Below are 12,163 nucleotides of genomic sequence, written 5' to 3' on the forward strand. Positions count from 1 at the left end.
GTGCTGCGTATGTCGAATTGTGGTGCAGGAGAAATGACAGAATTGTGATTAAGATCTCGCCAGTCGCTTATGAAAAAATGAACGTTTTCCAGGCAAAAAAGAGTGATAAAAATTTTTTACTGCCGCTTCGTGGGAAAAACCGGGAATTTGCTGGAGTGCATACTGTACGGGCTGGAGGCAGTTATCCACTATTCCTGTGGATAACCTTGTGCATTAGAGTTAGAAAACCCGCGATAAGCGAGAGAATACGCGGGTTACAACCAAATTGATGCGAAACGCGGCTTAATAAATTAGTCTTTATTTTTTAACGAATTAGATAAAAGCAATTCCCTCAACGCCAGCGAGACCTGTTGCCATAAAACTTTCATAACCGCCCTTGACAAATGTTAAAAAAGTAATAGTTCTGGGGATAACCCCCTGAGGCTGGTGTTTTATTTTGTCACAGTCGAAATTTGGCTCGCGAACGCACTAATCCTCTCTGCGCTACGCTAAATATCCTGACACGCTACTGGTTTTTCATCCAGTGTTTTTTACTGGCAATCCTGGCCACAACGAGTAAAATTACTCACCTGCCGCTTATTCTGTCATCAGGTCGTCGCCCATGAGTAAACCGTTTAAACTGAATTCTGCTTTCCGTCCTTCCGGGGATCAGCCCGAGGCTATTCGTCGCCTGGAAGAGGGGCTGGAGGACGGGCTGGCGCACCAGACCCTGCTGGGGGTTACCGGTTCGGGCAAAACCTTCACCATTGCCAACGTCATTGCCGATCTCCAGCGTCCGACGATGGTTCTCGCGCCGAACAAAACGCTGGCGGCGCAGCTGTATGGTGAGATGAAAGAGTTCTTCCCGGAAAACGCGGTGGAGTATTTCGTCTCCTACTACGACTACTACCAGCCGGAAGCCTACGTTCCCAGCTCCGACACGTTTATCGAGAAAGATGCCTCGGTGAACGAACATATCGAGCAGATGCGTTTGTCGGCGACCAAGGCGCTGCTGGAGCGTCGTGATGTGGTGGTGGTGGCCTCGGTGTCGGCGATCTACGGCCTGGGCGATCCGGATCTCTATCTCAAGATGATGCTGCACCTGACGCAGGGGATGATCATCGATCAGCGTGCGATTTTGCGCCGTCTGGCGGAGTTGCAGTACACCCGTAACGATCAGGCGTTCCAGCGCGGGACCTTCCGCGTGCGCGGCGAGGTGATTGATATCTTCCCGGCGGAGTCGGACGATATGGCGCTGCGCGTGGAGCTGTTCGACGAAGAGGTTGAACGCCTGTCGCTGTTCGATCCGTTGACCGGTCACGTCGAGTCGGTGATCCAGCGCTTCACCATCTACCCGAAAACGCACTATGTAACGCCGCGCGAGCGTATTGTGCAGGCGATGGAAGAGATCAAAACCGAGCTGGCGGACCGCCGCAAGGTGCTGCTGGCGAACAATAAGCTGCTGGAAGAGCAGCGCCTGAGCCAGCGTACCCAGTTCGATCTGGAGATGATGAACGAGTTGGGCTACTGCTCCGGCATCGAAAACTACTCGCGCTACCTCTCCGGGCGCGGGCCGGGCGAAGCGCCGCCGACGCTGTTTGACTACCTTCCGGCGGACGGCCTGCTGGTGATCGACGAATCCCACGTTACGATCCCCCAGATCGGCGGGATGTACCGCGGTGACCGCGCGCGTAAAGAGACGCTGGTGGAGTACGGGTTCCGACTGCCGTCAGCGCTGGACAACCGTCCGATGAAGTTTGAAGAATTTGAGGCGCTTGCTCCGCAGACCATCTACGTATCGGCCACGCCGGGCAACTACGAGCTGGAAAAATCCGGTGATGACGTGGTGGACCAGGTGGTGCGTCCGACCGGGCTGCTGGATCCGATTATCGAGGTGCGTCCGGTGGCGACGCAGGTGGACGATCTGCTCTCGGAAATACGTGCCCGCTCCGCCATCAACGAGCGCGTGCTGGTTACCACGCTCACCAAACGTATGGCGGAAGATTTGACGGAGTATCTGGAAGAACACGGCGAGAAGGTGCGGTATCTGCACTCGGATATCGATACCGTGGAGCGTATGGAGATCATCCGCGATCTGCGTCTGGGCGAGTTCGACGTGCTGGTCGGCATTAACCTTCTGCGAGAAGGGCTGGATATGCCTGAGGTGTCGCTGGTGGCGATTCTGGACGCGGACAAAGAGGGCTTCCTGCGTTCCGAGCGCTCGCTGATCCAGACCATTGGCCGCGCCGCGCGTAACGTCAACGGGAAGGCGATCCTGTACGGGGATAAAATCACCCCGTCGATGGCCAAAGCGATTGGCGAAACGGAACGTCGTCGCGAGAAGCAGCAGCGCTACAACGAAGAGCACGGCATCACGCCGCAGGGGTTGAACAAGAAGGTGGTGGATATCCTGGCGCTGGGTCAGAACATTGCGAAGACCAAAGCGAAAGGCCGCGGCAAGGCCCGTTCAGTGGTGGAAGAGGATACCGTCGCGCTGACGCCGAAAGCGTTGCAGCAGAAGATCCACGAGCTGGAAGGGCAGATGATGCAGCACGCGCAGAACCTGGAGTTCGAAGAGGCCGCGCAAATCCGCGATCAGCTGCATCAGCTGCGGGATCTGTTTATTGCGGCATCGTAGTTTTTTGCCCGGTGGCGTTTTCTCCCTCTCCCTGTGGGAGAGGGCCGGGGTGAGGGCATCAGGCCGCACAAAACGAACCTAACCTAATGCCTGAATCGCCTTCTCCAGCGCCTCGCGCAGCAGATGGCGGTCGTGGCGATATTTAATATCGCTGGCTTCCAGCGGCTCCTGCACCACCACGCGATCGCCAATCCCCGATACATCCACTTTCGGCCCGACCACGACACCATCGATAATTTTCTTACCAACGTACTGTTCCATCAGGTCCAGCTTATCCGCCAGCGACAGGCTTGCCGCCGCCGGGCTGAGTTCGCGGCCTAAATTACCTATATAGACCATGGGCGCAGGCGTTCTGCGCAGCGCCTGCGCCAGCTCTTTCACCAGCAGGATCGGCATCAGGCTGGTATAAAAACTTCCCGGCCCAATCAGGATCAGATCGGCCTCGGCAATCGCTTCTACCGCTTCACGCGTTGCGGGTACGCTGGGGTAGGTCATTAGCTCTTTTGGCGGAAGAAGAAGCTGGTCGATATTCACTTCACCATACACTTCGTGATCGTCGGCATCGATCGCCATTAAATCCACCGGCTGTTCGGACATCGGGATCAGGAATGCATCCACCTTTAACAGGTTACGAATTAAATTGATCGCTTCCAGAGGGCGCACGCTCAGGTGATCCAACGCCTTTAACATCAGATTTCCAAGGTTATGGCCTGAAAGTTCACCATTTCCGCCAAAACGGTACTCAAACATTGCCGAGGCCACGCTTGGCTCCGTGATGAGCTGGTTGAGGCAATTGCGCATGTCACCCCAGGCTATCCCGCCTTCAGCACGTCGGATCCGCCCGGTTGAGCCGCCGTTGTCCGTTGTTGTCACGATGCCCGTCAGGCGCGAGCCCAGTGACGATAACGACGACATCACTCGTCCCAGACCGTGACCTCCGCCAAGAGCGACCACACGGTCCAGATCCGCAAAAGTGCGATTGCGCATACCTATTCCTTATCCTGTTAAGCTTGCGTCACAGTAACGCAACTACTCCTAAAAGACGATGCCTCTCACAAACCATAATGACGTATATCAATGCGAAAGCGCTGTTTTTGCGTATTCTGTAGTGAAAATGCACGATAACATCGTTATATATAAATTTATATAGCGAAAAGCGACAATGGCGAAGTGGCGATTTCCACGCTACTATCGCCATAACCCCGTTTTCAAAACTGAAAACATACACTCTAGCCCTGGCGCCTGTGTCGAGAGATATGGCGCCCTGGCCGTGGCGGATTTGCCACCAGGGTACAGAAAGAAATGACTGTGCCTCCCGATCTGGAAAGGTGTACATGGCTTCACAACTTACTGATGCTTTCGCGCGTAAGTTTTTCTACTTACGTTTGTCGATTACCGACGTGTGTAACTTCCGTTGCACCTACTGCCTGCCCGATGGCTACAAGCCGGGCAGCGTCACCAATAATGGCTTTCTCTCCGTGGATGAAGTACGCCGCGTCACGCGCGCGTTCTCTGAACTTGGCACGGAAAAAGTGCGTCTTACCGGGGGAGAGCCCTCCCTGCGCCGTGATTTCCCTGACATCATTGCCGCCGTGCGTGAAAACGAACGTATCCGCCAGATCGCGGTGACCACCAACGGTTACCGCATGGCGCGTGACGTGGCGAACTGGCGCGATGCGGGGCTGACGGCGATCAACGTCAGCGTCGATAGCCTGGACGCCCGTCAGTTCCACGCCATTACCGGCCAGGATAAGTTCCAGCAGGTGATGGACGGCATCGATGCCGCGTTCACCGCCGGTTTCGACAAGGTCAAAGTCAATACCGTGTTGATGCGTGATGTGAACCACCATCAGCTGGACACTTTCCTGGCGTGGATCAAACCGCGCCGCATTCAACTGCGTTTTATTGAGCTGATGGAGACCGGGGAGGGTAGCGAGCTGTTCCGTCGCCATCATATCTCCGGCATGGTTCTGCGCGACGAACTGCTGAAACGCGGCTGGATCCACCAGATCCGCCAGCGCAGCGATGGCCCGGCGCAGGTCTTTTGTCATCCGGATTATGAAGGCGAAATCGGCCTGATCATGCCCTATGAAAAAGACTTCTGTGCCAGCTGCAACCGCCTGCGCGTCTCCTCCGTCGGCAAGCTCCATCTTTGCCTGTTCGGGGATGGCGGCGTCGATCTACGCGATTTGCTGGAAGATGACGCCCAGCAGGACGCGCTTGAAGCACGTATTTCCGAGGCGCTGACGCACAAAAAGCAGACCCATTTCCTGCATCAGGGCAACACCGGCATTACTCAGAACCTGTCCTATATCGGCGGGTAATCAGGCTTTAGAAGGAACCAGAAGATGAGTCAGGTAAGCGCGGAATTTATCCCGACACGCATTGCTATTCTTACCGTTTCCGAACGTCGTGGTGAAGAGGATGATACCTCTGGCCACTGGCTGCGCGAGGCGGCACACGAAGCCGGACACCAGATTGTTGATAAAGCGATCGTCAAAGAAAACCGTTACGCCATTCGCGCTCAGGTCTCACAGTGGATTGCGGGTGATGACGTCCAGGTGGTGCTGATCACTGGCGGCACCGGCTTTACCGCAGGCGACCAGGCACCGGAAGCGCTGCTCCCGCTGTTCGATCGCGAAGTGGAAGGCTTCGGCGAAGTGTTCCGCATGCTCTCCTTTGAAGAGATTGGCACCTCTACGCTTCAGTCCCGTGCCGTCGCGGGGGTGGCGAATAAGACGCTGATCTTCGCCATGCCGGGGTCGACCAAAGCCTGCCGCACCGCGTGGGAAAACATTATTGCCCCGCAGCTGGATGCCCGTACCCGTCCGTGTAATTTTCATCCCCATTTAAAGAAATAAGCTATGTCACAACTGACCCACATAAACGCCGCTGGCGAAGCGCATATGGTGGATGTCTCCGCCAAAGCCGAAACGGTGCGCGAGGCGCGTGCTGAAGCGTTCGTCACCATGCTGCCGGAGACGCTGGCGATGATTATCGACGGCAGCCATCACAAGGGTGACGTGTTTGCCACCGCCCGCATCGCCGGTATTCAGGCCGCTAAACGTACCTGGGACCTCATCCCGCTCTGCCATCCGCTGATGCTCAGCAAAGTGGAGGTAAATTTGCAGGCGCAGCCGGCGCATAACCGTGTGCGTATCGAGTCCCTGTGCCGCTTAACCGGGAAAACCGGCGTGGAGATGGAGGCGTTGACGGCGGCCTCCGTGGCGGCGCTGACCATCTACGACATGTGTAAAGCGGTACAGAAAGATATGGTGATTGGCCCGGTGCGTCTGCTGGCAAAAAGCGGCGGCAAATCCGGTGATTTTAAGGTGGAAAGCCATGATTAAGGTGCTCTTTTTTGCTCAGGTCCGTGAGCTGGTCAATACCGACAGCCTGACGCTGGACGGCTCTTTCGAAAATGTCGCCGCCCTGCGTGCGCATCTGGCGGCGCAAGGCGACCGCTGGGCGCTGGCGCTGGACGAAGGCAAACTGCTGGCCGCCGTGAACCAGACGCTGGTGGAGTTGACCCACCCGCTGGCCGATGGGGACGAAGTGGCCTTCTTCCCGCCGGTCACAGGGGGTTAAGATGACGGAAACCCGAATTCTGGTCGGCCATGAGCGTTTTAACGTGGGCACGGAATATGACTGGCTGGCCGGGCGCGACGAAGACGGCGCGGTCGTGACGTTTACCGGGAAAGTGCGTAATCATAATCTCGGCGACAGCGTAAAAGCGCTGACGCTGGAGCACTATCCGGGAATGACCGAAAAATCGCTGGCGGCCATTGTGGAAGAGGCGCGAGGCCGCTGGCCACTAGGGCGCGTTACGGTTATCCATCGCATCGGCGAAATGTGGCCCGGCGAAGAGATTGTGTTTGTCGGCGTCACCAGCGCCCATCGCGGGAGTGCTTTTGCGGCGGGGGAGTTCATCATGGATTACCTTAAAACCAAAGCGCCGTTCTGGAAGCGTGAAGCGACGCCGGAAGGTGAGCGCTGGGTGGAATCACGCGACAGCGATAAACATGCCGCCAGCCGTTGGTAGTTGGTTTACGCGGATGTGTTACTCTTAACGTGTGTGTTTACTTAATCAGGAGTGAATCATGGACCGATTTCCGCGTTCCGATTCGATAGTTCAGCAGACCCGTAGCGGGCTGCAAACCTACATGGCTCAGGTGTATGGCTGGATGACGGTTGGCCTGCTGCTTACCGCGTTTATCGCGTGGTATGCGGCAAATACGCCTGAACTGATGATGTTTATCTTCTCAAGCAAAATCACCTTCTTTGGGCTGATTATTGCGCAACTGGCGCTGGTGTTCGTGCTCTCCGGGCTGGTGCACAAGCTCAGCGCGGGTATGGCGACCACGCTGTTTATGCTCTATTCGGCGCTGACCGGGCTGACGCTTTCCAGTATTTTCATCGTTTACACCTACTCTTCCATCGCCAGCACGTTTGTGGTGACCGGCGGGATGTTCGGTGTGATGAGCCTGTACGGTTACACCACCAAACGTGACCTGAGCGGCTTCGGCAACATGCTGTTTATGGGGCTGATTGGGATTGTGCTGGCGTCGCTGGTGAACCTGTGGCTGAAGAGTGACGCGCTGATGTGGGCGGTGACCTATATCGGGGTGGTGATCTTCGTGGGCTTAACCGCTTACGATACCCAGAAGCTGAAAAACATCGGTGAACAAATTGATGTTCGCGACAGTTCAAATCTGCGCAAATACTCGATTCTGGGCGCGCTGACGCTTTATCTGGACTTCATCAACCTGTTCCTGATGCTGCTGCGTATCTTCGGCAACCGTCGCTAGTTATTTCCCCCTCACCCTAACCCTCTCCCTCAGGGAGAGGGGATTGCACGGTGCGGGCTTTTCTCCCTCTCCCCGTGGGAGAGGGCCGGGGTGAGGGCATCAGACCGCAGCGCTACCCGACACAACTCACTTCGCCAACATCCTCTCGTTCTTCGCGCGCAGCTTCTTCGCCCGACTCTCCAGCACCAGATAACAGACCGTTGCCAGCGCCAGCGGCAGGAAGTAGTAGATCATGCGGTACGCGAGCAGGGCGGCGATAATCGTCCCGTGAGACACATGCTCCCCCGCAAGCAGCGCGATAAACACCGCCTCCAGTACGCCAATACCCGCCGGAATATGCACAATCACCCCGGCAATACTGCTTACCAGCAGCACGCCCAGCACGAAGAAGTAGTTCACATCTTCGCCAATCAACAGCCAGATAATGGCCCCCATCGCCATCCAGTTAGCGCTGGAAACCACCATTTGCAGGACGGCAAACTTCCATGACGGCAGCACCAGCTTCTGGCCTTTAATGGTCATGTGACGACGTTTGGCAAAGGCGCAGGCCCACAGGTAGGCGGCGATGATCAGCAGCAGTACGATGCCCAGGATGCGCAGGGTAGCCTCATCGATGTACCAGTGCGCAGGCAGCTGCACCACGCCGATGGTGAAAATCACCCCGCCCAGCAGGATATACCCCAGCCAGTTGGTGGTGATGCTTAAGGAGAAAATACGCGTGATGGTGCCGCCCGGTAAGCCAAGGCGGGAGTACAGGCGATAGCGCATACCAATCCCGCCCACCCAGGTGCTCAGCGTCAGGTTAAAGGCATAGCAGATGAATGACACCAGCATAACCTGCCGTTTGGCAAGCTTATGCCCGCAGTAGGCACGTCCCAGCAGGTCATAGCAGCCGTATATCAGGTAGCTCACAATCACCAGCCCAACGGCCCCCAGCAGGACTGTCCGGTTGTAGTTGCGAATAACTTTCCACACCTCTTCCCAGTCCACCTTTTGGGCATACACCACCAGCAGGACCGCGACGGCAATGAAGAACAGCCAGGTCAGGATTTTTTTCGCCAGCCGCCAGCGAGGATGAGATTTCGACATCAGGTTTTCCCTCCATCTTCCGCCTCTACGCGGTCCTGGGTTTCCATTTCGGGTTGCACAGGCGGATCCACCAGCGCCAGTTTCGGCGTATGCGCGGGCAGCCAGCCCACCATGGCCGGGAAGTGGCGCAGGAAGTGGAACACCACCACGCCGATGCCCACGTTCCACCAGCTCCGTTTTGGCACCATAGACTCATCCACACGCACGCAGTCTTTATTGATAAGTCCCTGAAGGTTATCGCGCAGGGTCTGATTAAACTGGCGATCGTGGATGATCAGGTTCGCTTCCAGATTGAGCGATAAGCTCAGCGGATCGAGGTTGCTGGAGCCAACGGTCGCCCAGTGGTCATCCATCACGGCGACTTTGCCGTGCAGCGGGCGGCGGCGATATTCATAGATCTGCACGCCGCTTTTGACCAGATAGCGATAGAGCAGACGCGCGCCGACCTTCACAATCGGCATATCGGGCTCACCCTGCACGATAAGCTTCACGCTCACGCCGCGTCGGGCCGCGTTGCGCATGGCGTGCAAAATCCGGTAACCGGGGAAGAAATAGGCGTTGGCGATAATCACCTCGCGCTTCGCGTTCGCCAGCATCTTCAGGTAATGACGCTCGATATCGTCCCGGTGCTCCTCGTTATCCCGCCAGACGAACAGCGCCTGCGCCTCGCCGGGCTTGCGGTTCTCTTCCGGGCGATGACGGCGTCGCCACCAGCGGCGAGCGGCCTCTTTGCCGGGTAAGTTTTCCAGCACGAACAGCTGGATGTCCTGAACCACCGGTCCTTCGATACGGATCGCGTAGTCCTGTTTAGCTTCGGGACCGTAATCCGACATATGCTCGGCGGAGTAGTTAATGCCGCCAACGAAGGCCACCGTTTCATCCACCACCACAATTTTGCGGTGCATTCGACGGAACAGGTTGGTGCGCATGCCGAACAGACGCGGGCCGGGATCGTAATAGCGGAACACCACCCCTGCGGCGGTGAGCTCGTTAACAAATTCGTCGCTGAGATCCGGCGAACCATATCCGTCGAGCAGAACCTCGATTTTTACACCGCGACGGGCGGCATGCAGCAGTGCGCTGTGCAACTGCCTGCCCACGTCGTCTTCAAACCAGATAAACGTTTCGAGAAAGACTTTCTGCTGTGCGTGGCTAATCGCCTCAAAAACCGCCGGATAAAAGTTATCGCCATTTTCCAGCAGCGTAATACGGTTACCTTCCTGCCATGTGCATTTCATAAGTGGATCTCCGCGCTGAGTGGGGCATGGTCGGAGAGATGTCGCCAGTTGAGTAAAGCCAGCGCCGTCGGGCTGCTGGCGTGGGCATTTTTTACGTAAATGCGGTCAAGGCGCAGCAGGGGGAAGCGCACCGGAAACGTCCGCGCGGGACGACCGCGTGAGCGGGTAAAGATCTCCTCCAGCCCCGCCTTCACCTTCAGCGGATGGTTGGCCCGCTGTCGCCAGTCGTTGAAATCACCGGCCACCACTACGGGCTCGCCCTCCGGCAGCGCATTGGTCCAGTCTGCCAGCATCTGTAGCTGGGCCTGACGGTGGGCTTCACGCAGGCCAAGATGAACACAGCCCACATGAATGGGAAAATCGAGCGCCGGGGGGGTGATACGACAGTATAACAGCCCGCGTTTTTCGCTCTCGCCAACGGAGACGTCGCGGTTCTCATAATGCTCGATAGGAAAACGCGACAGCACCGCGTTACCGTGATGCCCCTCCGGGTAGACCGCATTGCGCCCGTAGGCGTAATCGCTCCACATGGTATCCGCCAGAAACTCGTAGTGGGGCGTGTCGGGCCAGTTTTCGAAATGCATCGGGTGCACTTCGTGCGCGCCCATGACCTCCTGGAGGCAGACAATATCCGCGCTGACGGTGCGTACCGCGTCGCGCAGCTCCGGTAAAATGAAGCGGCGGTTAAATGCTGTGAAGCCCTTATGAATGTTTATCGTCAGCACCTTAAGCGAGAAATGCTGCGTTTTTTTGCTCATAAACACCTTCCTGGGTGACTATCCCGATGAAAATAAAGTGTAGTAGGCGTCACAAAAAGATGCGGCGTTACGGAATTTTCCGTAAAGTGCGGTAGTCTGAATTAGCAGAGAAAAATCCTTCAGGAGAGAAGCCATGAAGTGGCAACAACGCGTTCGTGTCGCAACCGGTTTGAGTTGCTGGCAGATAATGTTGCATTTACTGGTCGTGGCCGTACTGGTGATGGGCTGGATGAGCGGCACGCTGGTGCGTGTCGGCTTAGGGTTATGCGTGGTTTACGGCGTGACCGTGCTGTCGATGCTGTTTTTACAGCGTCACCACGACGCGCGCTGGCGTGAAGTGGGTGATGTGCTCGAAGAGCTCACCACCACCTGGTATTTTGGTGCGGCAATGATCGTCCTGTGGCTGTTGTCACGCGTGCTGCAAAACAACCTGCTGCTGGCCCTGGCGGGTCTGGCTATCCTCGCAGGGCCTGCGGTGGTGTCATTGCTCACCAAAGAGAAAAAACTACGCGATGTTTCGTCTAAACATCGCATAGGCCACTGAGCCCGTTGTGGCCGCGATGACCAGTAGCGGCCACAAACTTCCCCATACAATATCCAGACTCGCATCCTTCAGATAGATTTGCTTGGTGATATCCGTGAAGTGACGAATCGGGTTTATCCACGTCAAATCCTGTAACCACACCGGCATGTTCTCCACTGGAGAAACGTACCCTGAAAGCAAGATCGCCGGCATCATAAAGACAAACACCCCGATAAACGCCTGCTGCTGCGTTGAGCAGAGCGCGGAAATCAGCAGCCCAAACCCCACCAGCGACAGGCCGTAAATCACCATCGTGAAGTAAAACAGCGCCAGCGATCCGGCAAACGGGATCTGGTACGCCCATATTCCCACCCCCAGCACGATGGTGGCCTGGAACGTCGCGACAATCAGTGCCGGCACCGCCTTGCCGACAAATATCTGCCAGGTGGCGAGCGGTGAGACCAGCAGCTGATCCAGCGTACCTTGCTCACGTTCGCGCGCCACGGACAGCGAGGTGACAATCATCACGCCAATGGTGGTGATCATGGCGATCAGCGACGGCACCACAAACCATTTGTAGTCCAGGTTCGGGTTGTACCAGTTGCGCACCACCAGCTCGCTGTTGTTGGGTTTGGGTTTGCCCGCCATCAGCTCCTGCTGGTAATCCTTCACCACCTGTTGCAAATAGTTCGCCGCAATCTGGGCGCTGTTGGAGTTACGTCCGTCGAGGATCAGCTGCATCGGCGCGGTCTGGAATGTGTCCAGGTTGCGGGAGAAGTCCGCCGGGAAGCGTACCAGCAATAATGCTTTTTGCGTGTCGATGGTGGGCTGGATCGCCTGCGGGCTTTCCAGAAGCAGGACATGGGTAAAGGCTTTGGCGCGGGCGAAACGCTGCGTCAACTCGACGGAATGCTTGCCGTTGTCTTCGTTGTAAATGGCGATGGTGGCGTTGGTGACCTCCAGCGTGGCGGCAAACGGAAACAGTACAACCTGAAGCAGCACCGGCAGCACCAGAATGGCGCGGGTCTGCGGCTCGCGCAGCAAGGATTGCAGCTCTTTGCGGATCAATGTCCATAAACGGTGAAACATCGCGTCGTCCTCCTGTCGGGTGGCGCTTGCGCTTACCCGAC

The 12,163-nt window shown here is 56.7% G+C and carries 13 protein-coding genes and 1 riboswitch; of the genes, 8 read left to right on the plus strand and 5 right to left on the minus strand.

Going from position 1 to position 12,163, the window contains the following annotated elements; translation table 11 throughout:
- Nucleotides 1–601 precede the first annotated feature (601 nt).
- Nucleotides 602–2,617 carry an excinuclease ABC subunit UvrB gene (gene uvrB / locus SK50_RS09125; protein ID WP_015571085.1) on the plus strand — a complete coding sequence of 672 codons (2,016 nt, stop codon included), beginning with the start codon at nucleotides 602–604 and terminating at the stop codon, nucleotides 2,615–2,617.
- A gap of 78 nt (nucleotides 2,618–2,695) precedes the next feature.
- Here the strand turns inward: uvrB and yvcK are convergent, their stop codons facing one another.
- Nucleotides 2,696–3,604, minus strand: a complete 909-nt coding sequence (gene yvcK, locus SK50_RS09130; protein ID WP_017384936.1) for a uridine diphosphate-N-acetylglucosamine-binding protein YvcK — start codon at nucleotides 3,602–3,604, stop codon at nucleotides 2,696–2,698.
- A gap of 226 nt (nucleotides 3,605–3,830) precedes the next feature.
- A riboswitch (molybdenum cofactor riboswitch) is annotated at nucleotides 3,831–3,964 on the plus strand.
- Here yvcK and moaA point away from each other — a divergent pair.
- The 6 genes from moaA (at nucleotide 3,952) to SK50_RS09160 (ending at nucleotide 7,425) form a co-directional block, all read left to right on the plus strand.
- The gene (gene moaA, locus SK50_RS09135) at nucleotides 3,952–4,941 is read left to right on the plus strand and encodes a GTP 3',8-cyclase MoaA (RefSeq protein ID WP_017384935.1); all 990 of its coding nucleotides are present in this window, start codon (nucleotides 3,952–3,954) and stop codon (nucleotides 4,939–4,941) included. Its footprint overlaps the riboswitch before it by 13 nt.
- 24 nt (nucleotides 4,942–4,965) lie before the next feature.
- On the plus strand, nucleotides 4,966–5,478 hold the full coding sequence (gene moaB / locus SK50_RS09140) for a molybdenum cofactor biosynthesis protein B (protein WP_015571084.1): 513 nt from the start codon (nucleotides 4,966–4,968) through the stop codon (nucleotides 5,476–5,478).
- Between the two features lie 3 nt (nucleotides 5,479–5,481).
- Nucleotides 5,482–5,967, plus strand: a complete 486-nt coding sequence (moaC, locus tag SK50_RS09145; RefSeq protein WP_017384934.1) for a cyclic pyranopterin monophosphate synthase MoaC — start codon at nucleotides 5,482–5,484, stop codon at nucleotides 5,965–5,967.
- On the plus strand, nucleotides 5,960–6,205 hold the full coding sequence (gene moaD, locus SK50_RS09150) for a molybdopterin synthase sulfur carrier subunit (protein WP_003858510.1): 246 nt from the start codon (nucleotides 5,960–5,962) through the stop codon (nucleotides 6,203–6,205). Before moaC ends, moaD begins: the two co-directional genes overlap by 8 nt.
- Before the next feature lies 1 nt (nucleotide 6,206).
- On the plus strand, nucleotides 6,207–6,659 hold the full coding sequence (moaE, locus tag SK50_RS09155; protein WP_015571082.1) for a molybdopterin synthase catalytic subunit MoaE: 453 nt from the start codon (nucleotides 6,207–6,209) through the stop codon (nucleotides 6,657–6,659).
- Between the two features lie 58 nt (nucleotides 6,660–6,717).
- Entirely contained in the window at nucleotides 6,718–7,425 is a 708-nt protein-coding gene (locus SK50_RS09160) for a Bax inhibitor-1/YccA family protein (RefSeq protein WP_015571081.1), read from the plus strand.
- A gap of 126 nt (nucleotides 7,426–7,551) precedes the next feature.
- Here the strand turns inward: SK50_RS09160 and SK50_RS09165 are convergent, their stop codons facing one another.
- The 3 genes from SK50_RS09165 to SK50_RS09175 are packed head-to-tail and all read right to left on the minus strand — an operon-like array spanning nucleotide 7,552 to nucleotide 10,510.
- Entirely contained in the window at nucleotides 7,552–8,514 is a 963-nt protein-coding gene (locus SK50_RS09165) for a lysylphosphatidylglycerol synthase domain-containing protein (protein ID WP_048229332.1), read from the minus strand.
- Nucleotides 8,514–9,752, minus strand: a complete 1,239-nt coding sequence (gene clsB / locus SK50_RS09170) for a cardiolipin synthase ClsB (protein WP_015571079.1) — start codon at nucleotides 9,750–9,752, stop codon at nucleotides 8,514–8,516. The genes SK50_RS09165 and clsB overlap by 1 nt, the downstream gene beginning before the upstream one ends.
- Complete coding sequence (locus tag SK50_RS09175) at nucleotides 9,749–10,510, minus strand: endonuclease/exonuclease/phosphatase family protein (protein WP_017384933.1); 762 nt, start codon at nucleotides 10,508–10,510, stop codon at nucleotides 9,749–9,751. Before SK50_RS09175 ends, clsB begins: the two co-directional genes overlap by 4 nt.
- A 133-nt stretch (nucleotides 10,511–10,643) precedes the next feature.
- On the opposite strand from SK50_RS09175, the gene SK50_RS09180 reads away from it, so the two are divergent.
- Nucleotides 10,644–11,054 carry a YbhQ family protein gene (locus SK50_RS09180; protein WP_003858499.1) on the plus strand — a complete coding sequence of 137 codons (411 nt, stop codon included), beginning with the start codon at nucleotides 10,644–10,646 and terminating at the stop codon, nucleotides 11,052–11,054.
- Here SK50_RS09180 and SK50_RS09185 read toward each other — a convergent pair.
- A complete protein-coding gene (locus tag SK50_RS09185) occupies nucleotides 11,016–12,122 on the minus strand; it encodes an ABC transporter permease (protein WP_017384932.1) in 1,107 nt (368 codons plus the stop codon). The two genes, SK50_RS09180 and SK50_RS09185, sit on opposite strands and share 39 nt — an antisense overlap.
- Between the last annotated feature and the right edge of the window lie 41 nt (nucleotides 12,123–12,163).

It is taken from the genome of Enterobacter sp. BWH64, assembly GCF_001037645.1.
Taxonomy (GTDB): domain Bacteria; phylum Pseudomonadota; class Gammaproteobacteria; order Enterobacterales; family Enterobacteriaceae; genus Enterobacter; species Enterobacter hormaechei_C.